Below are 24,572 nucleotides of genomic sequence, written 5' to 3'. Positions count from 1 at the left end.
AGCTCCTAAACCCCGTCCGCCCGTACGCCGGTGGTACATCACCGTGCGTTGGACAATCAATAACCCAAAAAAAGCGAACCTAGCTTGAAATCAGACGTTTTCAAGCTCGCCTGCATGAAACCTGACAGCAAGCATCACCAATGGCACATAAGCCACTATCAAAGCCAAGGCTCCGTCAATGTCCAACAATACAACGCATGCAGCCAACGGCAGCAGCCATAACAAATTGATTGCCATTACCGCCAAGGTCACAGGTAGATGGCGACCGAACTGACGCGAAGCGAACTGGTACGCGTGACTGCGATGAGCCTCGTACACCTTGTCGCCGCGAAGAAGACGTCGTATCAACGTGACCGTTGCATCGACAATAAATACACCGAGCAAAATAAACCAAACCCAAAGTAGCTTGGGTGAAGCCCAAGCTGCTTGCAGCGATAGGAGCGCCAAGACGATACCGAGAAATCCGCTGCCCGCGTCTCCCATGAAAATGCGAGCTGGGGGGAAATTCCAATATAGAAAGCCAGCTACCGCAAGAGCGAGCAATAGCGGAGCCATAATCAAAGATTCAAAACCTCCCAGCCAGTAAAGCAGACACGCCCCGACGCACACGCAGATAGCCTCCACACTGGCAATACCGTCGATGCCGTCCATAAAATTGTAGAGATTCAACATCCACACCAAGTAAAGAACTGCCAGGACGTGACCAAGCCAAGCCAGGTCGATTTCGACGTTAAACATCGTGATTACCGGCATTCCGCCTAGCCAGTAAAGTGCCCATACCGATGCTATGAAATGCCCCAACAGGCGCCAACGGGCAGCGATGTGGCCATGATCATCGAGGAAACCGAGCACAGCGACTACAGCTCCCGCTCCTAGCATTGACCACATAGCGTGCAAAGACAGCGATTCGTTAGCCGCTAATATTGGCAGCGCCGCTAGGAAACTAAATACAATGGCTACGCCACCGCCGCGTGGGGTTGGTACAGAATGGGAACTACGGGCGTTGGGGATGTCTATGATGCTTCGAGCCAAGGCATAACGACGCAGGACCCATGTCATCAAGGATGACGCCGCGAAGATAATTAAAAAAATTTGCCAGCCCATTATTTACCCTGATTCAAAAAATTGCTTACAGTGTCTCTCAATCCTTGGTCAACGCTAACTTTTGGGGTCCAGCCCAGCAACTCATGGGTTTTACTTGTGTCGACCTGCAGAGAGCCGCAAAGACGCTTGAAAATATCGTTTCTTCCCACCAGCTTCGCAACATGGCCGATCAAATAAGAGGGAATGGGAACTAAACGCGAGGGTTTATGAAGTGCTATCGAAAGTTTAGTTAGCAGCTGAGTTGTCGACAAATCCTCTCGATCGCTAACGAGAAAAATTTGATTGGCTGCGAGCGGGTGATCTATACAGATCACTATCAAGTCAACCAAATTATCAATCCCGACTAAGCTTCGCATATTTTTAATGGCCCCCAAGGGTAAAGGTACCCCCCTATTAAGCCATCTCATCATGCTGAGAAAATTGCCTTTGACACCTGGGCCGTAAACAAGAACGGGACGAATGATAACTACGTCCATTTGCCCCTGCTCACCAAGTGGGAGAAGCGCTGCTTCGGCTTCCATTTTTGAAATACCATAAGGATCATGCGGGTTCGGTTTATCGTCCGGCTTGAAAGCATATCCCGGCTCGGTACTTTCTCCGTTGACCTTAACGGAACTTATGAAAATAAATCGCCGAACACCTGCTGCAGCAGCTTGACGTGCAAGATTTAAAGTTCCTTCTACATTGATTTCTCTAAACTCTCTCAGAGGATCACTTGAGGCGTCGTGCATTATATGCACGCGCGCAGCCGTATGAATAACGACTTCAACCCCATCAAGTGCTGCTGTCCAAGAGGTGGTCGCACTGAGATCCGGCACTTGATAGGTGCGGACACCAGATACCTGCTGTCCAGTACGAACCGAGGCACATATCTCAAAGCAAGAATCTGCCTTAGCTCTTTCAATAAGCGCAGCCCCAACGAATCCAGTCCCCCCCGTGATCAACAGGCGCGTCATTGAGAATTTCCTTTGGGGCGTTTGAAGTACTCAACCAACTTGAAAGGCAGCTTGCTCAGGACCATTACTAAATTCGTGTAGATGCCGTTTCTCCTACAAGCCTGAACAATCTCTCTATTCAGGCGGAGACTACTCCTTACACCTGAGGTGCTGACCCCACCGGCGCGCATCCGAACTAATACCTGATCAAGCCTGGCAAAGGGCAGCTTATGAACCACTAGCAATCGCACAAACATCTCATAATCAGCCGAAATCCTGTAGAGCATCGAATACGGCCCTGCTAACTTATATGCTTCTGCCCTTATGAACGTCGCAGGATGAGGTGGCATCCAACCAAAACGAAGCTTCCAAGACCGGAAATGGCCTGCACTGTAAAAGCGGGTCACAGCATTTAAATCATTAGGATCAACAAAAACAATATCACCAAAAACAAGCTGACTTTCTGGCGACGAAGCGAAGCAACTGGCAACAGAACCAACAACGTCATCTGTCTCGAAGAAATCATCAGAATTCAAGATCCCAATGATATCACCTGTCGCCAAAGAGATGCCTTTGTTCATAGCATCATATATACCTTTGTCCGGCTCACTAACGACTTTGGCTATCTTACTTCCATACTCATTAACGATAGCCATGGTCGTGTCGCTCGAGGCGCCATCCACGACGATATATTCAATATTTTCATACCGCTGCGAAAGAACTGATTCTATAGTGTCACGAATCGTGGAAGCGCTATTATAAGAAACAGTAATAATGGAAATCTTCAAAACATCAATCCTTCACGCGACCGTATCGATCTTCAAAGCGAACGATATCATCTTCACCTAAATAGGTGCCGGACTGGACTTCTATTAGCTCCAACGGAATCACACCAGGATTCTCCAGAGCATGAATCTGGCCGACAGCTATGTATGTAGATTGATTTTCCGTTACCAAATAGGTCCGCTCACCGTTGGTTACTTGAGCCGTTCCGCTTACGACTATCCAATGCTCCGCCCGATGATGATGCATTTGTACAGATAGTTTAGCGCCCGGATTTACTGTAATACGTTTTACCTGATAGCGCGGTCCGTTATCGATGGAATCGTAAACTCCCCAAGGACGATAGACCTCACGATGGTTAGCATACTCAGGTCGCTTACAGCTCTTTAGCTGGTCAACAATTTTCTTGACTTCTTGAACATCATTTTTGTGTGCCACGAGTACCGCATCTTTGGTTTCTACAATAACAAGGTCATCAACGCCGATGGCGGCCACCAGTCGATGAGTTGCATGTAGGTAGCTGTTAGTCGTTCGCTCGGTGAGCACATCCCCATTAGATACGTTTCCGTTACAATCTTTATCTGATGTATCCCAGAGAGCCGACCACGATCCGACGTCACTCCATCCAGCATCAAGAGGCACCATTACCGCATCAGAAGTGCGCTCCATGACGGCGTAATCGATGGATATATCCGGACATTCGTTGAACGCTTGAGCGTTGACGCGGGTGAAATGCATATCCTGCTGCGCACCTGCAAACGAAGCCTGGCAGGAACGAAGGATATCCGGCGCGAAGAGCTCTAACTCCCGTAAATAACGACTGGCTCGAAACATGAACATGCCGCTATTCCAAAAATACTCTCCGCTGTCCAGATACTTCTGAGCCGTAGCTGAGTCAGGTTTTTCTACAAATCGGCTAACAACATAGGCACCCTCGGCTATCTCTTTCCCCCTTTCCAAATAACCGAAACCCGTTTCTGGGTGGGTAGGCACTATCCCGAACGTGACTAATTTTCCCGTCTCAGCCAAAGCTAAAGCACAAGCGATGCTGGCATGAAATGCCCCAACGTTCTTAATAAGATGATCTGCGGGAAGAACCAGCAGAACCGGGTCAACTCCGGAAGCGGTGGCCTCCAACGCCGCCAGCGCGATAGCTGGAGCAGTATTGCGTCCCACCGGCTCAAGCAAAATCTTGGCTTGGTCCATCTCCATCTGCCGGAGTTGTTCCGCCGCAAGGAATCGGTGTTGTTCGTTGCAAATCAGCAAGGGGAGCTCGTGATTCAGCCCGTCCAGCCGCTGAATTGTGGACTGCAGCAACGACCGCTCAGTATCAACCAAAGGCAGGAACTGCTTGGGATTAAGCTGGCGAGAAAGCGGCCAGAGGCGGGATCCCGTACCGCCTGCCATGATTACCGGAAGAAACATTGAAGGTTGTCCTTACTGACGCTATCAGGGTGCTGCTATTTCTGTTTTTGCAAGGCTAATGATCGCGAGAAACCAGCCACACAGCCATCACTTCCTAGCCTCCAGCCAATGCTCTACGAACCATTGATAGGCATCGCTAAGCCCTTCCTCGAGACCAATCGTAGCTTGCCAACCCAACGCGCGAAGACGAGAGACGTCCATTAGTTTACGCGGCGCACCGTCAGGCTTGCTTGCATCAAAAGAGAGTTGTCCTTTAAAACCAGTAACCTTGGCGATTGTTTGTGCAAGCTCACGTATGGTGCAGTCTTCTCCCGTCCCGACATTAATATGCGACAGCATGGGCTGAGTGTTGGCCTGATACGTGTTTTGATCAAGCTCCATCACATGTACGCTAGCCGCGGCCATGTCATCGACGTGTAAAAACTCCCGCATCGGATTGCCGCTTCCCCAGATAACAACCTCCCCTTGACTGGCTTGCACCGCCTCGTGAAAACGACGAAGCAAGGCCGGAATCACGTGGCTATTTTCAGGATGGTAATTATCATGCGGCCCGTACAGATTGGTTGGCATGACGCTGCGATAGTCACGACCGTGCTGACGATTATAGCTCTCGCATAACTTGATCCCAGCAATTTTGGCGATCGCATAGGGCTCGTTAGTCGGTTCTAATAAACCAGTAAGCAAAGCGTTTTCCTGCATCGGTTGCTTAGCCTGCTTCGGATAAATGCAGGACGACCCAAGAAACAGTAATTTCTGAACGTTAGATAGGTGCGCAGCCTGGATCACATTCGCTTGTATCGTCAGATTTTCATAAATAAAATCCGCAGGGTACGTATTATTGGCTTGGATACCCCCTACCTTAGCTGCCGCAAGATAGACCTGGTCAATCCGATTTTTTGAAAAATATGCATGAACCGCTTGCTGATCGAGTAAATCCAGCTCTTCCCGACCAGCGCAGAGAACAGAGCGATAGCCAAGAGCCTGGAGCCGGCGCACGATAGCGGAACCCACCATGCCTCGATGGCCTGCGACGAAAACGGTCTGGTTCAATTCGCGGGGCATCATTAGTTCTCCAAAGCGACCGGGACATCATGGCCGTGTTGCTTGAGCAAGGCATGACGCTGGGCCGCCTTAAGGTCCTCACGGACCATCTCTGCGCACATTTCCTGCACTGTGATTTCAGGTACCCAACCGAGGTCTTTTTTAGCTTTACTAGGATCACCCAACAAAGTTTCGACCTCGGTAGGCCGGAAGTAGCGCGGATCTACACAGACGATCACGTCTCCAGTCTTCAGCGCAGGGGCTAGATTTCCATCTACGCGTTCAACTATCGCGCGCTCTTCCACACCTTCACCTTCAAAGCGCAACGTGACGCCAAGCTCAGCGGCAGACCAGCGCACAAAATCTCGTACAGAATATTGGACACCTGTAGCAATTACATAATCTTGAGGGTGCTCTTGTTGCAGCATCATCCATTGCATGCGGACATAGTCCTTCGCATGCCCCCAATCTCGCAAAGCATCCATATTGCCTAAGAACAGACATTGCTCCAAGCCTTGCGAGATATTTGCCAAAGCGCGGGTGATTTTACGCGTAACAAAGGTTTCGCCACGGCGTGGAGATTCATGATTGAACAGGATGCCGTTGCATGCGTACATCCCGTACGCCTCACGATAGTTGACGGTTATCCAGTACGCGTAGAGCTTGGCCACCGCGTATGGAGAGCGCGGATAGAAAGGTGTTGTTTCCTTTTGAGGCGTTTCCTGAACCAAACCGTACAATTCGGATGTCGATGCCTGATAGAAACGAGTTTTTTTCTCCAAACCTAGTAGACGAATGGCTTCGAGGATGCGAAGTGTACCCATTGCATCAACATCGGCGGTGTATTCTGGAGACTCGAAACTAACTGCAACGTGAGATTGCGCCCCGAGATTGTAAACTTCGTCAGGCTGCACCTCTTGAATAATCCGAGTCAGGTTCGAAGAATCGGTCAAATCGCCATAATGAAGAACAAAGTTCCGATTATTCACATGTGGATCTTGATAGATATGATCGACGCGCTGAGTATTAAATGATGACGCACGGCGCTTTATGCCATGAACTTCATAGCCCTTCGCGAGTAGAAACTCGGCAAGGTAAGAACCGTCCTGCCCGGTCACACCAGTAATTAGTGCTTTCTTCACGATTGACACCTCCATCAATTAAGATCCGTTACCAGCTCACCGTAAGAGCGTATTTTAGAAAGCGCCTTCAAATGCGAAGCCCTATCATCCTCGCGCTCAAATCGATAGCGAATTATTTTTGCAGGCACTCCAGCAACTATGGCAAAAGGCGGTACGTCATGTGTAACTACAGCCCCCGCCGCAACGATGGCACCAGAACCAATGGTAACACCAGCGATCAACTTCGCAGACATCCCTATCCATACGTCATCGCCTATTGTGGTCGGCGGAATAAATTCTCTACCCGAAAAGCAGATAGGCACTCCGACCATTTTGTATTCATGGTCTCCTCCCAAGATTGAAACCTCAGGCGCTATCAGCACAAACCTTCCAGCACTCACCTTAGGATAGATAGTACAATCACGCCCAACAAATCCGTAATCTCCAATACTAAAATCTCTGGATATATATTTTTGCCTAGCTACCATCCAAGTAGTTATCGACACACCGCCCCAGCCGTAACGAAACTTCCGATAGCGCATAATTAACTCGCGCAGAGACAGATAAAACCCTCTATGCGACTTTATAAAACGTTTAAAAACACCCATCTTATCTCACCCCTAAAGGAGTTGAAACGGAGCCGGAACTTCGGAAATATTTCGCAAAAAACCAATAAAACAAAAGCGGAAACAAAAGATAATCAAACAAACCAAACAAATAAATAATATCAAACAACGCCCTACATAAAAATAATACCGCGATAGCAAGGAGTGCAAACTTCTTCTCTACAAACAACTTGAAAAGCGAAATAGCGATTAAGCATATCAGCAGAATCATCGAGATGCCATAATACGAATGCAGCAAGAGGAAGGCGTTATGTGGATTATTATTATATTCAAAAATTAAAGGAACCTGACTAAGATCCAACCCAGTGAGCAGTCCCAACCCATTTATGGAGTCTAGATATTGGAGCAGCATTTCGGATCGAGGACTATCCATACCGGCTGAAAAATTCGTTGCGCCGTAGATATAGCTCTCAATTATATCTAGGCTAGATAAAGCACACAGAATGCCGGCCCCGCCAACCAGAGCAGCCACCCTCAGACTTCTATAGCAGAGAACGACTATAAACAAGGAAAAAGCCATGGCAATTCCACTTCGACCGTACAGAGGGAAGCTAGATATGAGAACCAACATCATCAGCACCAAGGAAATTCTTTTACCTCTGTATATCCTGGAAAAAATATAGCCCCCGGCAAAAGCTAACAATATGGCCGAATAGCCGTTTCGGCTATAACCTGCAAGTACAGTGTTGAATTCTGCAGGACCATACCCAAAAACCAAAAATAAAATCAGAGTAGCGCCCAAAATTATATAAAAAGGTAGTTCATATAGGTGAAAAGTGCAGCGAGCTGCCAACGAAAACCAACTTACACCAAGCGCTCCTATAAACACCATAACCGAAAACAAACTACGCCCTTCGGATGACTGCAAACTAAACAAGGAGAAGACTGCAATAATTAAAACAAGAAAAACTAACAAGCCTCCCAGCCGGAGTTCGGCCAACCTACTCTTCAGCATATAGAATAGTATCAGACAACCGCAAAAAACCGCCGCCGCTCTGTATGCAAAAACACCGTATACCAAGCTCAGCAAGGCAAACAACACATAGCACATAGCAATACCTATGAAGAAGCCACGCAGCTTCATAGATCGCGAAACTCGTCAAGACTTGAGCGAGGAAAAGCATCAATGTAGGTTTTGCTGCTCAAGTTATATACTTGAGAATTCTTATGCTTCGCATATAGGTAGAGCGTCTCATACATCTTAAATACTTTCCCCCATCGAATGAACAAGTCTCCAATCGTAAACGTCTCGCCGGCCTCTTTATACACAGGCTTTTGCTCGACTTTATTGTCGTAAAAATGTTTCTGAGCAACCTGCACCTTCTTTCCGGTTGCGACGCTTAGCTCTTCATGCCAAGAATGATCGGCGCCTAAAATAAATACCTGCTTATAGCCTTTCAAAAGGCTAAGCGTTATTGCCGCGATTAGCACATTGTAAGGAGGCGGCATGCCAACCCCGAGATCGAAGAATCGAAAAATCAACCATTTAAACCCGCTCAGCGGAGTACGATTATAAAAACTATAAGTAACCGCACCCGAGATCAAATTATTAAATATTGAACTTTTACGCGCATCAATAGGCAACATTACTTGCATCGGCCAAGTGACACGCTCAGAAAATATTTCCAATAGTCGTGCTCTGCGAACACTAAGATCCTCCCCGACATTGTCTGCCCAGTAGCCGGGATCGGCCAACACGTAGATACTCGGACGAATATCAAAAAACACGTCAGAAAAAGCGAAATCATTAACAGCGCAGACATCGATCTCTTCACGAGCGCTAAGCGCGATGACTCCCTTTAAGTCATCCTTTAAGGAAGGACCATTTCCCAAAATAAAAATTTTGTTCCGCTGCGCGACATGACCAAGCGAGACTTTCCGCGAATATATCAATACCAAGCTCAATGAAAACATAGTTTCAAAAAACGTCATCAGAAACAAAAGGATATTTTTTATTCGGCGCTTCAAACTGTTGCCTCCTTTCGGTTCGAATATAACGACATTAGCCTTCACCAATATCAACAGCAGTCACTGGAGTATAGCGACTGACATCTCGAATAACTGTTTTACCTACAAGACGGCTGAGATTCTTAGGCGCAAGCCCGAAACCCGGCCGAACGCTCCTGATTGAATTTTCGGTAATAACGTCCCCTGCTTTTAACGACTCCACGAAATACAAAGAACGCCGGAATTGCACATTTCCTTGCTCGCTAGACTTGCGGCCATAGTCAACCTTGCCCAAAGCTGCCCATGCCGTTTTACTATCCCGACACAGCGCCACAAGCTCTGCAGGCTCGAGGGAAAAACTGTCATCAGGACCGCCACCACTTCGATCAAGGGTAAAGTGTTTCTCAATAATCGACGCTCCGAGTGCAACGCTGGTAATCGCCGTTGTGTTGTCTAATGTATGGTCAGATAACCCAGTTACCAAACCATGGCGATGGATCATATCCGGAATAGTACGTAAGTTATAATCTTTTGCCGGAGCTGGATAACCACTAACACAATGAAGGACAGCCAGTTCCTTGCAACCGCCCTCGCGCGCGGCCTCAATAGCCTCAGCTATCTCATTTGCGTCTGCCATCCCGGTAGAGATGATCATCGGTTTGCCTGTACTGGCCACATATTTTATTAGCGGCAGGTCAATCGCTTCGAACGAAGCAATTTTATAAGCAGGCGCATTGAGACTTTCGAGAAGATCAACGGCCGTGGAATCGAAAGGCGAGCTAAAAATAGTGATATCGAGTTTTCTGGCATAATCAAAAAGCGGAGCATGCCATTCCCAGGGCATGTGGGCTTCTTTATAAAGCTCATACAATGTCCGCCCATCCCACAACCCACCACGAATCTGGAAATCGGCCGAATCGCAATCTAACGTAATAGTGTCAGCGGTATATGTCTGCAGCTTGATCGCGTCGGCGCCCGCCTTCTTGGCCTCTTCCATAATCCGCTTTGCAGTCTCAAAATTGCCATTATGATTGGCGGACAGCTCTGCAATAATATACGGGGGCTCGTCTGCGCCAATTTTTCTGCCGGCTATATTGATACTAGGATTTCGCATACGATTGACTCTCTTCTGGCTGCCATTCGGCGCTCAATAATCCAAAGCAAATAACTGAATGATAGTTTTCGCCGTCGTAATGTTGATCACGAAGAACACCTTCTTGCTGAAAACCCATACCAAGATGAAATTTGATTGAGCGTTCATTATAGACAAGCGCTTGTCCGCAGATCTTATGCAGATGGAGAATTTTAAACGCGTAATCCAGCGCTGCTTTTCCCAATTCTCGGCCTGTGCCCTTCTCTGCTTCAGGCGCGATGTAGAACCCCCAGTCAGCGACTCCAGGTACGCCGAGCTCGGTTATATTCACGAAGCCTTGGGCTGCGCCGTCTATTTGAAAAATCAACAAATGCTTGCTCGAATCAACGGAGGCACGCTTGAACCAGGCATGGTGCTCTTCAAGCTTGATCTCATGCCGGGTATACATGAAACGACGTATATCCGGATGATTCCTCCAGGCAAGTACAACGTCCAAATCGTCTGCCGTCATCTTCCGGATAGATGACGCCCGCTGCACGTTATCCATTACTCATGCTCCCGAACAGCCGCTCAACACCTAAACCGTCGCAGACGTTCTTTGCCTGCCGGCTTAGCTCCGACAAGGAACTGCCTTGTGCTAAATCGAATATGGCAGCCGGTAAGCGTTCGGGAATATCGTGTGGTTGCCCAATGAGTACGACGCAGCCGGAACGCAAAAGCGCCTCTGCCCCAGGCTTCTGATTATTCGCCAACACCACCATGATTGTCGGTACCCCCAAACAACAGCGCTCCCAAGAGGTACTGCCGGCGGCACCGATGATTAGGTCTGCCGACGTCATGCGTTCGGCCATATCAGTCACGTTAACCAACACTTCGGTAGGCCAAGGCATGGTCGCCGCGATTTCGCTTACCGATGCCAGACAAGGAGCCTTAAGCCCCATGACTACACTTATCCGGCAATCGTCAGGCAGAGGGCAGACTCGCAGGGCTTGCAATATAAGTCCCGTGGCATTTGCTTGGTCAACGCCTCCCATCGTAATCAGCAGATGCTGGAGCACTGGGGAGTTTCGTCTTTCAAGGCTTCGCTTACGCAGCTGGGCAAACTCCGGGCGCAATAGGGCAAATCGTGCACCAGCCAATATCTGGCAACTATCGGGCACCAACTCTATGTAGTCTCGTTCCGTACGCCCGTGGTTTTGATCGAGAAGTATTTTGCAAACATGCGGACGATCCGCAAGGTCATCTATTACCAAAAGATCGTTGTAGTATTTTTTCAGGGCGGTTTCCCACCGGGCATCCAAAGCGTAGTGATCCACCACCAACCAGTCGGGCACTAAGTCGCCTAACAGAGCTGCGCACTCACTGGCATCTTGGGATTGGGGCGCTCCGAGCCAAGCGGAGTGAGCCAATTGGCTTTCCTGCGACGCTAGGGAGACATCAGGGTCAGCGGCCTCCGTCGCGTCCAGACTAAACGCTTCGAAATGCTTACTCCGAATGAGATCAAGCAGATTCCCTGGGTGCTCCCTACAAATGAAATAGCATGCAGCGCCTTCTGCACGTAGGGCTTCAGCCAGGGTCAAGCAACGCATTACATGTCCGCTGCCAATCTGCAGCGAGGCATCGGCTCTGAATACGACCTTCATGCCTTTCATGCTTTGGCGCTTTCCGCTTGAAAGGCTTTATACAACCATTCAGCACGAACCCAATCTTCAGGGGTATCGATGTCTTGCACGCGGTGGCGCGGCAGTACCACGGCGCTGGACGCTGGGCTGAAAATCACATGCCCAGCCAACCATGCACTTGCCAGCCCCCAATAAAACTGCCCGGCGTCGTGATAGCTTTCTTCCAGATCTTGTGAGCGAGTGTTGAAGTGCTCGGCGTGGAACATTTCCACACCTCCGTTTTCAGTCAGGCGAATCGCTCGCTGAATTGGGAATGCATAGCTGGTAACTGAAAATGCGTATTGGCTGCCCGTTCGCTCAAGAGTCGCCAGACCTCGCTGCAAATCTTCAGGGCTGACGAACGGGGCTGTCGCATAAAGGCAGCAAACCTGCTGGGCTTCAAACCCATCAGCCCTGAGACGTTCAATTGCTTGCTGAATAACCGGTATTGTTCCGGTGTAGTCGTCAGCCAACTCAGCTGGACGCATGAATGGAACGCTGGCTCCGCAATCACGCGCAACACCGGCAATCTCTTCGTCATCCGTAGACACAATGACCTTATCAAAACAGCCACTCTCGAGCGCCGCCTCGATTGACCAAGCGATCATTGGCTTGCCACAAAACATCTTGATGTTTTTTCGCGGGATTCGCTTGCTGCCGCCCCGGGCAGGAATGACGGCAAGTTTCATGCGTTCACTGCCTGATTAATGGCAGCTACCACCTGGTCTTGCTGTTCATCACTCATGGTCTGGAACATCGGAATGCTGATAGCTTCGCGATAGTAATCCTGGGCTACCGGGAAATCTTCCGGCTTGAACCCCATCTGTGCGTAGTACGGCTGCGTATGGACAGGAATGTAATGCAGGTTCACCCCAATCCCCTGCTCCCTCAGGGATTCGAACACTTGACGGTGGCTCTTGCTGATCTTGTCCAGCTGTAGCCGAATCACGTACAGGTGCAGGCCTGAATAACAGTCGGGATGTTGCCATGGGACAGTTACGGGCAACGCCGCGAGCAGATCGTTATAACGCGCCGCCAATTGGTGACGCCGAGCAATGTATTGATCCAGACGCTCCATCTGGCTGACGCCCAAGGCCGCCTGCAGTTCGGTCATTCGGTAATTGAAACCCAGATCGATCTGCTGGTAGTACCAAGGGCCGTCGGACTCGTGAGTCATTTGCTGCGGATCGCGAGTAATCCCATGGCTGCGCAAAAGCGCCATCTTGTTCGCCAGTTCGGCATCATTGGTCAACGCCATCCCGCCTTCCGCGGTAGTGATGATTTTTACCGGGTGAAAGCTGAATACGGTGATGTCGCTATATTTGCCGCTTCCGATGAACTCGCCTTGGTATTTTCCACCGATGGCATGAGAGGCATCTTCAATCACCATGAAGCCATAGCGCTTGGCGAGCCTATGGATTGCCTGCATGTCGCAGGGCTGGCCACAGAGGTGTACCGGCACGACCACCTTAGGCAGCGTACCCTCTCGCTCAGCCTTTACCAGCTTGCGCTCCAGCGCTTGGGGGCAAAGGTTGTAGGTTCGAGGATCGATATCAACGAAATCAACCTGGGCACCGCAATACAAACCACAATTCGCAGAAGCTACGAACGTAACGGGACTCGTCCATAAACGATCACCAGGACCCAGCCCCAAGGCGAGGCATGCAATATGCAGCGCCGATGTAGCGCTATTCACTGCAAGCGCATGGCTAGCACCCACATGGGCAGCAACCTGTTGCTCAAAACGAGGCACCATTGGCCCCTGGGTGAGGAAATCAGATTGCAGTACACCGACAACCGCGTCGATATCGGCTTGGGTTATGTCCTGGCGACCGTATGGAATCATGGATCAGATACTCCCGATCTTCGCTTCGTTGGCAGTGATCCAGTTGCCTAGATCCTCGTCGCTCATCCACTCGGTATTGTTATCACTGGCGTAGACGAACCCTTCCGCGACTTTCTTGCCGTCCTTGATACGTTTCGGGCAGGTCGCCCAGTCGTTGATGACCGGCAGGATCTTGAAATGCTCGGGATATTCGTAGGTGTAATAGGAGTCCTCGGCGCTGATCATCTGCTCGTGCAGCTTTTCCCCCGGGCGGATGCCGACGATCTTTTGCTTGGCGTCCGGGGCGACCACGCGGGCGAGGTCCGTCACCTTCATCGAAGGGATTTTTTTTACGTAAATTTCGCCGCCTTCCATATCCTCGAAAGCGTGCCAAACCAACTCGACCCCTTCCTCCAGCGAGATCATGAAGCGAGTCATGCGCTCATCGGTAATCGGTAGCTCGCCCTTGTCCTTGATGGACATGAAAAAGGGGATGACCGAGCCGCGCGAGCCCATGACGTTGCCATAACGCACGACGGCCATGCGAGTTTCGTGGCCGCCTGCATATGAATTACCGGCAACGAATAATTTATCGGACGCCAACTTGGTAGCACCGTACAGGTTGATCGGGCTACTGGCCTTGTCGGTGGACAACGCGACAACACGCTTGATGCCCTTATCGATACAGGCGTCGATCAGGTTCATGGCGCCGTTGATATTGGTTTTGATGCACTCGAAAGGGTTGTATTCCGCTGTCGGTACGATCTTGGTAGCAGCTGCGTGCACGACGTAGTCAACGCCATCAAGGGCGCGATAAAGACGCTCTTTGTCGCGAACATCGCCAATAAAGAACCGAACGCGCTTATCGCCTTCGAATTTCTTCGCCATGTCCCATTGCTTCATTTCATCACGGGAGAAGATGATGATCTTCTTCGGGTTGTACTTGGCCAGGGTCATCGGCACGAATGTGTTACCGAACGAGCCGGTACCACCGGTAATGAGAATGGTCTTATTGGTGAACATTGACGCGTCCCTTGGTTGCTTCCTGCCCGAAGTCAGGATTGAAATAAACGATAAGGCGCCGGAGTCAGGCGATGGAAACTCCAAGCCTTCCAACACAGGATGAAAAAGAAACTGATGCACAACCCCAGCGGCACAGCCAGCTGCGGCCGGTACTGCGCGAAAATCCAGGTAGCCAGAACGAATATTAGCAAACTGGCAATGTGGCTATGGATGATAGGCCTGTCACGCCCTTGGGCGTACAAACCATAATGCGGAACCATGCCTAGCGCATATAATACCGTAGCCAGCAGGATCCAGACGAATAAGCCTTCCCGCTCGGCGTAGAGCGGCTTTCCAAGCCAACCTAACAAGGGACCTATCGCAAGTAATCCGACCACCGCAAAAATCCCTGAGAGGATTGCAGTCTGAATGAGTAGCTTGCGCAAGCCCCGGCGAAACCCGTCGCCATCGGACCGTTGATACGCGCTGATCAAATCAGGGTAAATAAATGCAAATACGCCCGCATCTAGGAACGAAATTAGCGCCATGCTGATGCCCGTAAACAGGACATAAGCGCCCAACACCTCCACTCCCGCCAACACCTGAAACCAGTACCGATCCAGCGTGAAGAGGCCCCGAATCGCTAGCGTCGCAACCAGAAGCGCAAAGGCTATTTTCAGACCTTTGACGATCCAAGCCCAATCTACCTCCTGTCGCCATCCGTCGAGCCCCATACGCTTGATTCTACAAATACCCAGAAGCAGAGCTATCCCCCCTCCCACTGCCCAAGCCCCAAATACAACGTTAAGGTCTCGGGCATCAGGCATGACAAACATCAGCCCAGTAACCAGGACCGCCCAGACCCCGGAGCGAAAAAAAAGCATGAGACTGGCATAGAGCTGGTCCGACACCGCAACCAATAAACGACCTAGTTCCTGAGTAAGATGCTCGAGTATCAACAGCGCAAAAAACCAACCGATAACGCTCATCGGCAAAAGGTCGTTAACAAAAATCAAACTCAACAGCGGCAAAAAAATGACATAGAGGACCATGATCAAAGCGGCTTGGGCCTTCAGCACCCCACCCCATTCCTCACGATCTCGCTTGAGCAGCTCACGGGTGCTGTAGGTGTAAAAATCGAAACCCAACAGATAGAGGGAATACCCCACCGTAGCTGCTAACAAACCATAGATACCCAGCTCAGCCGGCTCAAGAAATCGGGCGAGAAAAAAAATTAGTAGAAATTTGCTGACCAACGTCAAGCCGCGAATTGCTACATTGGACAGTTGTAAGAAGTGATTATTGGGCATTAGTTTCTATCAGTTAATATACGCGACAATCGCCGCAAACCTGGCCCAGCCTGACCTTCAAAACGCGAGCTGATTAGACTGCCACGTTCAAAATCTATACGCTTATCAGATTGTTATTCAAGGCGAGCGCATAATTGTCGGCCATGGCAGCTTGAAGCGCAACATAGATACTTACACATCTTTTGAAACAAACCAGCATCACACCGCAACCTTAGCCCAACCGCGCCATCATCGCGACACCACACGCACCGCGCACGCTATGCATTCAGCCATGATGAGCTCCCATACCCCTCCTTCGTTAGAATATCGATAAGCTGCGGGCCACCACCATTTAAAATCAAATTCCAGGCATTAAAAAACCTGCCGAGCTGGATAACTAGACAGGTTAATAATATGAACTAGCACCTGAAATCCATAAGTTAAATACATCTCAGGGGCATTAACGCTGGATAGCTTTATCACGACTTATGACATATCTGATCAGAGCAAAAAAACCGCCTATTATCAAGCCCGCAACGAACCCCAACACCAGAATCAAACCCTTCCTCGGTTTAACCGGGCTCTCCGGAACCTCAACACTACCATCCTGGCGATAAACCGAAATAAGCTCAGGATCAATATTCAACTTACGATAAAAGTTATATCGCATTTGCAACGTCCGCAAATCCGATATAAATGCATCATCCGAAGCCCTCGACTCCAACGTCTGAATTTCAGCCGCCAACGCCTTACTACCACGTTGGTAATCCATCTTGTCACCTGTATCGACCGTAATATCCACCGCAGCGGAAGAATTGACTGTCGGCGAGGTCAGTCCAATCGCCTCAGCAATCTTCAACGCTTCCCGCAACTGCTGAATCCGATCCTCACGCACCCGCTGCGCAGTCTCCCGCAAGCTGGTAATCCGCTGCTCAAGATTACGCGCTCTTACCGAAGCTTCAGTCGTCACGTTCTTGATCAACTCCGACTCCGCAGCCTCGCTGGCCCTTACCACGTAGGCCTTGGCCCATTCAGTCGCCTTCACCGGATCGCCGTTTTGAACGGTCACCGAGAAACGATCCGGCGTATCCTTGCCCGGCCCCTTCACCACCAGCTCGCGCGAGAACCGATCATACAGACGATCGAGAGCGCCCTTTCGCTGCGATTCATCCAGCGAAGGAAGATAAACTTGATTGAAAAAGTTCTGACGAAGAGACTCACCTTGCAAGTTACGAGCAAACACATCGTAAACATGCTTGATGGAATAGGGTTCCAGCTCGGTACTTTTCCCACGCCCATAGTTCAACTCAGCGATCCCATTCTGAGTCGGCGGCATAATAAAAAGCTTTGCTTCATAGACAGGTTTGCTGAGGAACGCGTATGCGGCCGCGCCAGCAGTAACCAAAAGAGTTATGGCGATGATCAACCACTTTTGAGCCCAAAGCCCACGTACAAGGGCGATCAGGTCGATTTCATCTTCGTCGCGCACTGCAATACGATTATCTTGCATGGATAGCCTCGCTTCCTTTTTTTAGCTTTACGCTTGCGGACACACTGGACGCATTAAAAGGTAAGACGGGCAAGTCCCCGGCGGACACGGCGGTGTTTTTATTTAAATTAAACAAATGCAGCATACCCAAAGTCAGAAATTTGCGGCAGCGATCCTTACTCCAAGACTACAGGGTTCACATTCCATTATTTCAGCCGCCGACCTCTCCCGGCGATCCACGCCAAAAGGGGGCCAATCATCATTCCACAGAGAAGCGCTAGCAAGACAAAAACCGAAACAGGAAGTTGCGGTGCCGACCATCCGAGGAACAACAATGCGACAGGCTGATTGTTTTCAAGCACGAACAGTACGATAGCCGAAGCCACGAGCACCGCAAGTACGACAAGCGCCAGGCGCCTAAAGTTCCGCATGGGGACCTCTTTTTTTTGGGGCCGTTTCAGACGTCGTCATCCTCATCCTCATTCACCCGGTCTCGCAGCTCCTTGCCCGGCTTGAAGTGAGGTACAAATTTTCCATCGAGGCTGACCGATTGGCCGGTTTTTGGGTTGCGACCCACCCGCGGGGCGCGGTAATGCAGGGAAAAGCTGCCGAACCCACGGATTTCGATACGATCTCCGGTGGCCAGGCATTGGGACATTTGTTCGAGCATGGTCTTGATGGCCAGCTCCACATCCTTGGACGAGAGCAGCCCTTGATGGGTGACAATCCGTTCGATCAACTCCGACTTCGTCATGTTTTTCCCTTCTTTTTCAAGCAGCTAGGAAAATCGCTTCAAAGGTTTTAGCATGCCCGGAGGAATTTGAACAGCCCAACTATTGACATATCTGCCACGCATGCTGATCGCCCCTTTTCGGTGCAAACGCACAGAATCCTTCAACTAGCGACACATGACCAGCATCGTTCTTGTCACGTAACCTGCCGGATTGAAGCCGAAAGGATATTGATCCTGGTCCTTGGCATCATCTGATCGGGTTATTACCTTGTAGCCTTGTTCCTTGCACTCCCTGGCGGCGCGCTTATAGCACTTCTCCCAGCCGGAGCCCAATCCCGAACAGTCGATCTCGATGCCGCTTACACCACGTACCGCGTGGGTCTTGGCACTCGTCACGCACCCCGCCAACGTCAGCATAATGGCTACCAAAAAGAGCTTGTTCATTCAGATCCTTTCAATAAGAGACAGGCTCCTGCCTCGGATGTTTTTGATTATGTTTCATAACAGAGACAGCCTGATGAAGCGGTTGGTTTCGCCGCGCCCCGAATGATCATGACCACTCCTTGTTCGATCGAGATAAGCCCGAGAAATCGCAGGCACAAAAAAGGGCGACCGAAGTCGCCCTTTTTCTATGGTCTGACAGAACTTAGTTCTGCTTTTCCATCTGTGCACGCAGCAGGTCGCCCAGAGTGGTAGGACCAGCAGCAATGTCAGTAGCTGGCTTGTCGCGCAGGCTCTGGATTGCTTCTTTCTCTTCAGCATCGTCTTTCGACTTGATGGAGAGCTGGATTACGCGGCTCTTGCGGTCAACGCTGATGATCTTGGCTTCTACTTCTTCGCCTTCTTTCAGGACGTTGCGCGCGTCTTCAACGCGGTCACGGCTGATTTCGGAGGCTTTCAGAGTCGCTTCGATATCGTCGGCCAGGGTGATGATGGCGCCTTTGGCGTCAACTTCTTTCACGATGCCCTTAACGATTGCGCCTTTGTCGTTCTCTTGAACGTACTCGGAGAACGGATCGCTTTCCAGTTGCTTGATACCCAGGGATATGCGCTCGCGCTCTGGGTCAACCGACAGGATAACGGTGTCCAGCTCGTCGCCCTTCTTGAAGCGGCGTACGGCTTCTTCGCCCACTTCGTTCCAGGAAATGTCGGACAGGTGAACCAGGCCGTCGATGCCGCCGTCCAGACCAATGAAGATACCGAAATCGGTGATCGACTTGATGGTGCCGGAGATTTTATCGCCCTTGTTGAACTGGCCAGAGAAGTCTTCCCATGGGTTGGACTTGCACTGCTTGATGCCGAGGGAGATACGACGACGCTCTTCGTCGATGTCCAGGACCATGACTTCCACTTCGTCGCCGACTTGTACGACTTTCGAAGGGTGGATGTTCTTGTTGGTCCAGTCCATTTCGGAAACGTGTACCAGGCCTTCAACGCCTTCTTCCAGCTCAGCGAAGCAGCCGTAGTCAGTCAGGTTGGTAACACGAGCGGTGACGCGGGTGCCTTCTGGGTAACGGGCTTTGATAGCGACCCATGGATCTTCACCCAGTTGCTTGAGGCCCAGGGAAACACGATTGCGCTCGCGATCGTACTTCAGAACCTTGACATCGATCTCGTCGCCAACGTTGACGATTTCCGAAGGATGCTTGATACGCTTCCAGGCCATGTCGGTGATGTGCAGCAGGCCATCGACGCCACCCAGATCGACGAATGCGCCGTAATCGGTGAGGTTCTTGACGATACCCTTGACCTGCTGGCCTTCCTGCAGCGATTCCAGCAGAGCTTCACGCTCGGCGGAGTTCTCGGCTTCCAGGACACTGCGACGGGAAACGACAACGTTGTTGCGCTTCTGGTCCAGCTTGATGACCTTGAATTCCAGCTCTTTGCCTTCCAGGTGCGTGGTGTCGCGCACTGGACGGACGTCAACCAGGGAACCTGGCAGGAACGCACGGATGCCGTTAACGTCGACAGTGAAGCCGCCTTTAACCTTACCGTTGATAACGCCCTTGACCACTTCCTCAGCTGCGAAGGCCGCTTCCAGAACGATCCAGCATTCAGCACGCTTGGCTTTTTCACGGGACAGCTTGGTTTCACCGAAGCCATCTTCAACCGAATCCAACGCTACGTGAACTTCGTCACCAACGTTGATGTTCAGTTCGCCAGCGTCGTTGTAGAACTGCTCAAGCGGGATCAGCGCTTCAGACTTCAGACCAGCGTGAACGGTTACCCAGCGAGCCTGGTAATCGATATCAACGATAACGCCGGTGATGATGGAGCCTGCCTGAAGGTTCAGGGTTTTCAAGCTTTCTTCAAAGAGTTCCGCAAAGCTTTCGCTCATTTTAATTCCTGTTGATTAGGGCGAAGTAAACGCCCATCTCCACACCCCAGACGATGTGGGTTAGTTTCATATATAAGAAGCGCCGCAGGACTATGACTGGTCCCCTGCGGAGCTTCCTGGTCACCCGGCGATATCGCGAAGCGCGATCTCGCTCATGATGCGTTGCAACACCTGGTCGATGGACAACTCCGTGGAATCCAGCTGTATCGCATCGGCCGCCGGCTTTAGAGGGGCCACTGCGCGCTGGGTATCACGCTCGTCGCGTGCACGTATCTCATCTAGCAGACTCGACAGACTAACATCCTCGCCTTTGCCCTTCAACTGCAAATATCGGCGACGAGCCCGCTCCTCCGCGCTGGCGGTGAGGAAAATCTTCAATGGCGCATCGGTGAACACCACCGTGCCCATGTCCCGGCCATCCGCCACCAGCCCCGGCGGTTCCTGGAATGCCCGTTGGCGCTGGAGCAATGCCTCGCGCACCGCCGGCAGCGCGGCGACCTGGGAAGCCCCGGCGCCGACGCTTTCGGTGCGAATGACATCACTGACTTCGTCACCTTCGAGGATGATTCGCTGCAACTGGCCATCGGTGGCGGCGATGAATTGCACGTCCAGATGCGCGGCCAGGGCCTTGAGCAGCTCTTCGTTGGTCAGGTCGACGCCATGGTTGGCGGCTGCGAAGGCCAGCAAGCGATACAGGGCACCGGAATCGAGCAGATTCCAGCCCAGTTGCTTGGCCAGCATGCCGGCGATGGTGCCCTTGCCCGATCCGCTTGGGCCATCGATGGTGATGACCGGTGCCTTGATGTTCACGACTGTGCCTCTTGTGCTACTCGAATACCAACCTGCGCGCACAGCGCCAGGAAATTCGGGAACGACGTGGCGACGTTGGCGCAATCATGGATGCGGATCGGCGCGCTGGCGCGCAGGGACGCAACGCTGAACGCCATGGCGATACGGTGGTCGCCGTGCCCATGGACTTCGCCACCGCCAATCTGGCCGCCGTCGATGATGATACCGTCCGGCGTCGGTTCGCACTTGACGCCGAGCGCCAGCAGGCCGTCCGCCATCACCTGGATACGATCGGATTCCTTGACCCGCAGCTCTTCGGCGCCGGTCAGCACGGTGCGGCCTTCTGCGCATGCAGCCGCGACGAACAGCACCGGGAATTCGTCGATAGCCAGGGGAACCAGCGCTTCCGGAATCTCGATACCCTTGAGTTTAGCCGCTCGCACGCGCAAGTCCGCAACCGGCTCGCCGCCCACTTCACGCTGGTTTTCCAGGGTGATGTCGGCGCCCATCAGGCGCAGGATGTCGATGACGCCGGTACGGGTCGGGTTGATGCCGACGTGCTCGAGCACCAGGTCGGAGCCCTCGGCGATCGAGGCCGCCACCAGGAAGAATGCCGACGAGGAGATATCGCCCGGCACTTCGATGTGGGTCGCCGTCAGTTTGTTGCCGGATTCAACGGACGCCGTGGCGCCATCAACGGTGACCGGGTAGCCGAAGCCACGCAGCATGCGTTCGGTGTGGTCGCGGGTCGGGGCCGGCTCGGTGACGGTGGTCTTGCCTTCGGCGTAGAGCCCCGCCAGCAGCAGGCAGGATTTCACCTGGGCGCTGGCCATCGGCATGGTGTAGGTCAGGCCCTTGAGCTTGTTGCCACCACGAATGGTCATCGGCGGGCGACCTTCAGCCGCGGTCTCGATCACCGCGCCCATTTCCCGCAACGGGTTGGCGACACGGTTCATTGGACGCTTGGACAGCGAGGCATCACCGGTCAGGGTGCTGTCGAAGTCCTGGGCGGCCAACAGGCCGGACAGCAGGCGCATCGAGGTGCCGGAGTTGCCCAGGTAGATCGGGCCCGGCGCAGGCTTGAGGCCGTGCAGACCGACACCATGAATCGTCACGCGGCCGTGGTGCGGGCCTTCGATGACCACGCCCATGTCGCGGAACGCTTGCAGCGTTGCCAGGGCATCTTCGCCCTCGAGGAAACCTTCCACCTCGGTCACGCCTTCGGCCAGGGAGCCGAGCATGATCGAGCGGTGGGAAATCGATTTATCGCCCGGTACACGAATCCGCCCACTGAGGGAGCCACCAGGTTGTGCCAGGAAAATCAGATCGTTGGAGTTCATAGCGTCCACATAGGCCCGACGGGCCAGGATTTTACTGAAATGCTCGCGGGCCACCCTGGCGCGTGTGAAAACGCCCAGCAATTGGTGCCCGTCCCCTGCATCGACCGCGTCGCGCAAGGCGTCGAGATCGCTGCGAAATGTATCGAGTGTGCGCAGGACAGCTTCGCGGTTGGCGAGGAAGATGTCGTGCCACATGACCGGGTCGCTACCCGCGATTCTCGTGAAATCGCGGAAACCGCCGGCAGCGTAACGGAAGATCTCAAGATTTTCATTGCGTTTGGCCAATGAATCCACCAGACCGAACGCCAGCAGGTGCGGCAAATGGCTGGTGGCGGCCAATACTTCGTCGTGTCGCTCGACTTGCATGTGCTCGACATCGGCACCCAGCTCGCGCCACAGGCGATCCACCACCGCCAGCGCCGCCGGATCCGTCTGGTCCAACGGCGTCAGAATGACTTTATGGCGACGAAACAGCTCGGCGTTGGATGCCTCTACCCCACTCTGCTCGGAGCCGGCGATCGGATGCCCGGGCACGAAACGCGCTGGCATGCCGCCAAACGCCTCGGTCGCCGCCCGCACCACGTTGCCCTTGGCGCTACCCACATCAGTGAGAATCGCTTGCCCGAGATCCATCCCAGCCAATCGGGCCAGCAGTTTCTCCATGGCCAGGATCGGCACCGCCAGCTGGATAACGTCCGCCCCCTGGCAAGCGAGCAGCAAGTCGTCTTCACAGCGATCGACCACGCCGAGCTCTACAGCAAGCTTGCGCGATTGCGGATCAAGGTCGACCCCGACGACTTCCCGGCACAGCCCGCTTTCACGCAGGCCCTTGGCGAACGAGCCACCAATCAACCCCAGGCCGACCACCACCAGGCGACCGATCATAGGTGCCGCAGGTTGCAGCGAGGTGACATCAACCACGAGCCAGGACCTTGCTCAACGCCTCCAGGAAACGGCTGTTTTCCGCCGGCAGGCCAACGGTGACCCGCAGGTGATTGGGCATGCCGTAGTTCGCTACCGGACGGACGATCACGCCTTCGCGCAACAGCCCCTGATAGACCGGCGCCGCGACGCGACCCACATCTACACAAATGAAATTGCCCTTGGAAGGAATCCAGCCCAGGCCCAGCTCACGCAAGCCGGCTTCCAACTGTTGCATGCCGGTTTCGTTCAAGCGACGGCTTTCCGCCAGGTAGGCTTCGTCCTGCAACGCTGCGCAAGCGGCAGCCAGGGCGAAGCTGTTGACGTTGAACGGTTGGCGCACACGGTTCAGCACATCGGCCACCACAGCGGTGGACAGGCCGTAGCCAACCCGCAGCGACGCCAGTCCGTAAGCTTTGGAGAAGGTGCGCGACACCAGCAGGTTCGGGTAGGCAGCTAGGAAATCCAGACCGTCAGGCAAATCGCTGCCTTCGGCGTATTCGATGTAGGCCTCGTCCAATACCACCAGCACGTGCTCGGGCACGTCTTGCAGGAAATCGTCCAGGGCCTGGGCGTCGAACCAGGTGCCGGTCGGGTTGTTCGGGTTGGCGATGAAGACCACGCGCGTGTTGGCGTCGATAGCAGCCAGCATGGCCGGCAGGTCGTGCCCCCAATCCTTGGCGGGTACGACATGAGCATCCGCGCCAACGGCCTGGGTGGCAATCGGGTAGACCGCGAACGCGTGCTCGCTGAACACCGCGTTGAGGCCTGGCGCCAAATATGCACGGGCAACCAGCTCGAGAATGTCGTTGGAACCGTTACCCAGCGTCACTTGGCTCAGCTCGACACCGCAGCGCTCGGCCAGCAGGCTCTTCAATGCGAAACCATTGCCATCCGGGTAACGGGTCAGCTCGGCCAGTTCGTCGCGGATTGCCGCGAGCGCCTTGGGGCTCGCGCCCAACGGGTTTTCGTTGCTCGCCAACTTGACGATGCTGGCCGGGTCCAGGTCCAGCTCGCGGGCCAGTTCGTCCACAGGCTTGCCCGGAACGTAAGGCGAGAGTTGTTGCACGCCTGGCTGAGCCAGTGCGAGGAAGTTGCCACTCATTAGCT

General features: G+C 52.6%; 24 protein-coding genes. All 24 read right to left on the bottom strand.

Annotated features, from left to right (window positions below; all coding sequences use genetic code 11):
* Window positions 1-90: 90 nt before the first annotated feature.
* On the bottom strand, window positions 91-1,104 hold the full coding sequence (locus JMN22_RS07720) for an MraY family glycosyltransferase (RefSeq protein ID WP_198797570.1): 1,014 nt from the start codon (window positions 1,102-1,104) through the stop codon (window positions 91-93).
* Window positions 1,104-2,060, bottom strand: a complete 957-nt coding sequence (locus JMN22_RS07715) for a UDP-glucose 4-epimerase family protein (RefSeq protein WP_198797569.1) — start codon at window positions 2,058-2,060, stop codon at window positions 1,104-1,106. The genes JMN22_RS07720 and JMN22_RS07715 overlap by 1 nt, the downstream gene beginning before the upstream one ends.
* Window positions 2,057-2,827 (bottom strand): glycosyltransferase family 2 protein, encoded by a 771-nt coding sequence (locus tag JMN22_RS07710; RefSeq protein ID WP_198797568.1) that lies wholly within the window; start codon window positions 2,825-2,827, stop codon window positions 2,057-2,059. The genes JMN22_RS07715 and JMN22_RS07710 overlap by 4 nt, the downstream gene beginning before the upstream one ends.
* Window positions 2,828-2,831: 4 nt before the next feature.
* The gene (locus JMN22_RS07705) at window positions 2,832-4,247 is read right to left on the bottom strand and encodes a mannose-1-phosphate guanylyltransferase/mannose-6-phosphate isomerase (RefSeq protein ID WP_198797567.1); all 1,416 of its coding nucleotides are present in this window, start codon (window positions 4,245-4,247) and stop codon (window positions 2,832-2,834) included.
* Window positions 4,248-4,334: 87 nt separating this feature from the next.
* Complete coding sequence (fcl, locus tag JMN22_RS07700; protein WP_198797566.1) at window positions 4,335-5,309, bottom strand: GDP-L-fucose synthase; 975 nt, start codon at window positions 5,307-5,309, stop codon at window positions 4,335-4,337.
* 2 nt (window positions 5,310-5,311) lie between these two features.
* On the bottom strand, window positions 5,312-6,445 hold the full coding sequence (gmd, locus tag JMN22_RS07695) for a GDP-mannose 4,6-dehydratase (RefSeq protein ID WP_198797565.1): 1,134 nt from the start codon (window positions 6,443-6,445) through the stop codon (window positions 5,312-5,314).
* The gene (locus tag JMN22_RS26695) at window positions 6,445-7,017 is read right to left on the bottom strand and encodes a CatB-related O-acetyltransferase (RefSeq protein WP_225936067.1); all 573 of its coding nucleotides are present in this window, start codon (window positions 7,015-7,017) and stop codon (window positions 6,445-6,447) included. Before JMN22_RS26695 ends, gmd begins: the two co-directional genes overlap by 1 nt.
* A 1-nt stretch (window position 7,018) precedes the next feature.
* Window positions 7,019-8,119 (bottom strand): hypothetical protein, encoded by a 1,101-nt coding sequence (locus tag JMN22_RS07685; protein ID WP_198797564.1) that lies wholly within the window; start codon window positions 8,117-8,119, stop codon window positions 7,019-7,021.
* Window positions 8,116-9,003 carry a hypothetical protein gene (locus JMN22_RS07680; protein WP_198797563.1) on the bottom strand — a complete coding sequence of 296 codons (888 nt, stop codon included), beginning with the start codon at window positions 9,001-9,003 and terminating at the stop codon, window positions 8,116-8,118. Before JMN22_RS07680 ends, JMN22_RS07685 begins: the two co-directional genes overlap by 4 nt.
* A gap of 34 nt (window positions 9,004-9,037) precedes the next feature.
* Window positions 9,038-10,096, bottom strand: a complete 1,059-nt coding sequence (gene pseI / locus JMN22_RS07675; protein ID WP_198797562.1) for a pseudaminic acid synthase — start codon at window positions 10,094-10,096, stop codon at window positions 9,038-9,040.
* Window positions 10,083-10,622: a UDP-4-amino-4,6-dideoxy-N-acetyl-beta-L-altrosamine N-acetyltransferase gene (gene pseH / locus JMN22_RS07670; RefSeq protein ID WP_225936068.1), complete on the bottom strand. Its 540-nt coding sequence runs from the start codon at window positions 10,620-10,622 to the stop codon at window positions 10,083-10,085. Before pseH ends, pseI begins: the two co-directional genes overlap by 14 nt.
* Window positions 10,615-11,727 (bottom strand): UDP-2,4-diacetamido-2,4,6-trideoxy-beta-L-altropyranose hydrolase, encoded by a 1,113-nt coding sequence (gene pseG, locus JMN22_RS07665; protein ID WP_337248686.1) that lies wholly within the window; start codon window positions 11,725-11,727, stop codon window positions 10,615-10,617. The genes pseH and pseG overlap by 8 nt, the downstream gene beginning before the upstream one ends.
* On the bottom strand, window positions 11,724-12,425 hold the full coding sequence (gene pseF, locus JMN22_RS07660) for a pseudaminic acid cytidylyltransferase (RefSeq protein ID WP_198797561.1): 702 nt from the start codon (window positions 12,423-12,425) through the stop codon (window positions 11,724-11,726). The genes pseG and pseF overlap by 4 nt, the downstream gene beginning before the upstream one ends.
* Entirely contained in the window at window positions 12,422-13,582 is a 1,161-nt protein-coding gene (pseC, locus tag JMN22_RS07655; protein WP_198797560.1) for a UDP-4-amino-4,6-dideoxy-N-acetyl-beta-L-altrosamine transaminase, read from the bottom strand. The genes pseF and pseC overlap by 4 nt, the downstream gene beginning before the upstream one ends.
* 3 nt (window positions 13,583-13,585) lie before the next feature.
* Complete coding sequence (gene pseB / locus JMN22_RS07650) at window positions 13,586-14,584, bottom strand: UDP-N-acetylglucosamine 4,6-dehydratase (inverting) (protein ID WP_198797559.1); 999 nt, start codon at window positions 14,582-14,584, stop codon at window positions 13,586-13,588.
* A 32-nt stretch (window positions 14,585-14,616) separates the two neighbouring features.
* Entirely contained in the window at window positions 14,617-15,873 is a 1,257-nt protein-coding gene (locus tag JMN22_RS07645; protein WP_198797558.1) for a lipopolysaccharide biosynthesis protein, read from the bottom strand.
* A gap of 439 nt (window positions 15,874-16,312) precedes the next feature.
* On the bottom strand, window positions 16,313-17,362 hold the full coding sequence (locus tag JMN22_RS07640; protein ID WP_198797557.1) for an LPS O-antigen chain length determinant protein WzzB: 1,050 nt from the start codon (window positions 17,360-17,362) through the stop codon (window positions 16,313-16,315).
* A gap of 185 nt (window positions 17,363-17,547) precedes the next feature.
* On the bottom strand, window positions 17,548-17,772 hold the full coding sequence (locus JMN22_RS07635; protein WP_030141010.1) for a lipopolysaccharide assembly protein LapA domain-containing protein: 225 nt from the start codon (window positions 17,770-17,772) through the stop codon (window positions 17,548-17,550).
* A gap of 26 nt (window positions 17,773-17,798) precedes the next feature.
* Window positions 17,799-18,095, bottom strand: a complete 297-nt coding sequence (gene ihfB, locus JMN22_RS07630) for an integration host factor subunit beta (RefSeq protein WP_030141011.1) — start codon at window positions 18,093-18,095, stop codon at window positions 17,799-17,801.
* A gap of 144 nt (window positions 18,096-18,239) precedes the next feature.
* Window positions 18,240-18,518 (bottom strand): hypothetical protein, encoded by a 279-nt coding sequence (locus tag JMN22_RS07625; protein ID WP_198797556.1) that lies wholly within the window; start codon window positions 18,516-18,518, stop codon window positions 18,240-18,242.
* A gap of 202 nt (window positions 18,519-18,720) precedes the next feature.
* Window positions 18,721-20,412, bottom strand: a complete 1,692-nt coding sequence (gene rpsA / locus JMN22_RS07620) for a 30S ribosomal protein S1 (RefSeq protein WP_030141013.1) — start codon at window positions 20,410-20,412, stop codon at window positions 18,721-18,723.
* Window positions 20,413-20,532: 120 nt separating this feature from the next.
* A complete protein-coding gene (cmk, locus tag JMN22_RS07615; protein ID WP_030141014.1) occupies window positions 20,533-21,222 on the bottom strand; it encodes a (d)CMP kinase in 690 nt (229 codons plus the stop codon).
* Entirely contained in the window at window positions 21,219-23,426 is a 2,208-nt protein-coding gene (locus JMN22_RS07610; protein WP_236010372.1) for a bifunctional prephenate dehydrogenase/3-phosphoshikimate 1-carboxyvinyltransferase, read from the bottom strand. Before JMN22_RS07610 ends, cmk begins: the two co-directional genes overlap by 4 nt.
* A 28-nt stretch (window positions 23,427-23,454) precedes the next feature.
* Entirely contained in the window at window positions 23,455-24,567 is a 1,113-nt protein-coding gene (hisC, locus tag JMN22_RS07605) for a histidinol-phosphate transaminase (protein WP_198797555.1), read from the bottom strand.
* Between the last annotated feature and the right edge of the window lie 5 nt (window positions 24,568-24,572).

Source organism: Pseudomonas sp. HB05 (assembly GCF_016756915.1).
Classification (GTDB): domain Bacteria; phylum Pseudomonadota; class Gammaproteobacteria; order Pseudomonadales; family Pseudomonadaceae; genus Aquipseudomonas; species Aquipseudomonas alvandae.
This window is presented reverse-complemented; position numbering and strand designations above follow the sequence as displayed.

Bases quoted from the DNA above. Each gene is read 5' to 3' on its own strand.
- pseC (WP_198797560.1), bottom strand. From the start codon at position 13,582: ATGATTCCATACGGTCGCCAGGACATAACCCAAGCCGATATCGACGCG.
- rpsA (WP_030141013.1), bottom strand. From the start codon at position 20,412: ATGAGCGAAAGCTTTGCGGAACTCTTTGAAGAAAGCTTGAAAACCCTG.
- JMN22_RS07635 (WP_030141010.1), bottom strand. From the start codon at position 17,772: ATGCGGAACTTTAGGCGCCTGGCGCTTGTCGTACTTGCGGTGCTCGTG.
- gmd (WP_198797565.1), bottom strand. From the start codon at position 6,445: ATGGAGGTGTCAATCGTGAAGAAAGCACTAATTACTGGTGTGACCGGG.
- pseI (WP_198797562.1), bottom strand. From the start codon at position 10,096: ATGCGAAATCCTAGTATCAATATAGCCGGCAGAAAAATTGGCGCAGAC.
- JMN22_RS07645 (WP_198797558.1), bottom strand. From the start codon at position 15,873: ATGCCCAATAATCACTTCTTACAACTGTCCAATGTAGCAATTCGCGGC.
- JMN22_RS07715 (WP_198797569.1), bottom strand. From the start codon at position 2,060: ATGACGCGCCTGTTGATCACGGGGGGGACTGGATTCGTTGGGGCTGCG.
- ihfB (WP_030141011.1), bottom strand. From the start codon at position 18,095: ATGACGAAGTCGGAGTTGATCGAACGGATTGTCACCCATCAAGGGCTG.
- JMN22_RS07640 (WP_198797557.1), bottom strand. From the start codon at position 17,362: ATGCAAGATAATCGTATTGCAGTGCGCGACGAAGATGAAATCGACCTG.
- pseG (WP_337248686.1), bottom strand. From the start codon at position 11,727: ATGAAAGGCATGAAGGTCGTATTCAGAGCCGATGCCTCGCTGCAGATT.
- fcl (WP_198797566.1), bottom strand. From the start codon at position 5,309: ATGCCCCGCGAATTGAACCAGACCGTTTTCGTCGCAGGCCATCGAGGC.
- JMN22_RS07625 (WP_198797556.1), bottom strand. From the start codon at position 18,518: ATGAACAAGCTCTTTTTGGTAGCCATTATGCTGACGTTGGCGGGGTGC.
- hisC (WP_198797555.1), bottom strand. From the start codon at position 24,567: ATGAGTGGCAACTTCCTCGCACTGGCTCAGCCAGGCGTGCAACAACTC.
- JMN22_RS07720 (WP_198797570.1), bottom strand. From the start codon at position 1,104: ATGGGCTGGCAAATTTTTTTAATTATCTTCGCGGCGTCATCCTTGATG.
- pseB (WP_198797559.1), bottom strand. From the start codon at position 14,584: ATGTTCACCAATAAGACCATTCTCATTACCGGTGGTACCGGCTCGTTC.
- JMN22_RS26695 (WP_225936067.1), bottom strand. From the start codon at position 7,017: ATGGGTGTTTTTAAACGTTTTATAAAGTCGCATAGAGGGTTTTATCTG.
- JMN22_RS07685 (WP_198797564.1), bottom strand. From the start codon at position 8,119: ATGAAGCTGCGTGGCTTCTTCATAGGTATTGCTATGTGCTATGTGTTG.
- JMN22_RS07705 (WP_198797567.1), bottom strand. From the start codon at position 4,247: ATGTTTCTTCCGGTAATCATGGCAGGCGGTACGGGATCCCGCCTCTGG.
- pseH (WP_225936068.1), bottom strand. From the start codon at position 10,622: ATGGATAACGTGCAGCGGGCGTCATCTATCCGGAAGATGACGGCAGAC.
- pseF (WP_198797561.1), bottom strand. From the start codon at position 12,425: ATGAAACTTGCCGTCATTCCTGCCCGGGGCGGCAGCAAGCGAATCCCG.
- JMN22_RS07610 (WP_236010372.1), bottom strand. From the start codon at position 23,426: ATGATCGGTCGCCTGGTGGTGGTCGGCCTGGGGTTGATTGGTGGCTCG.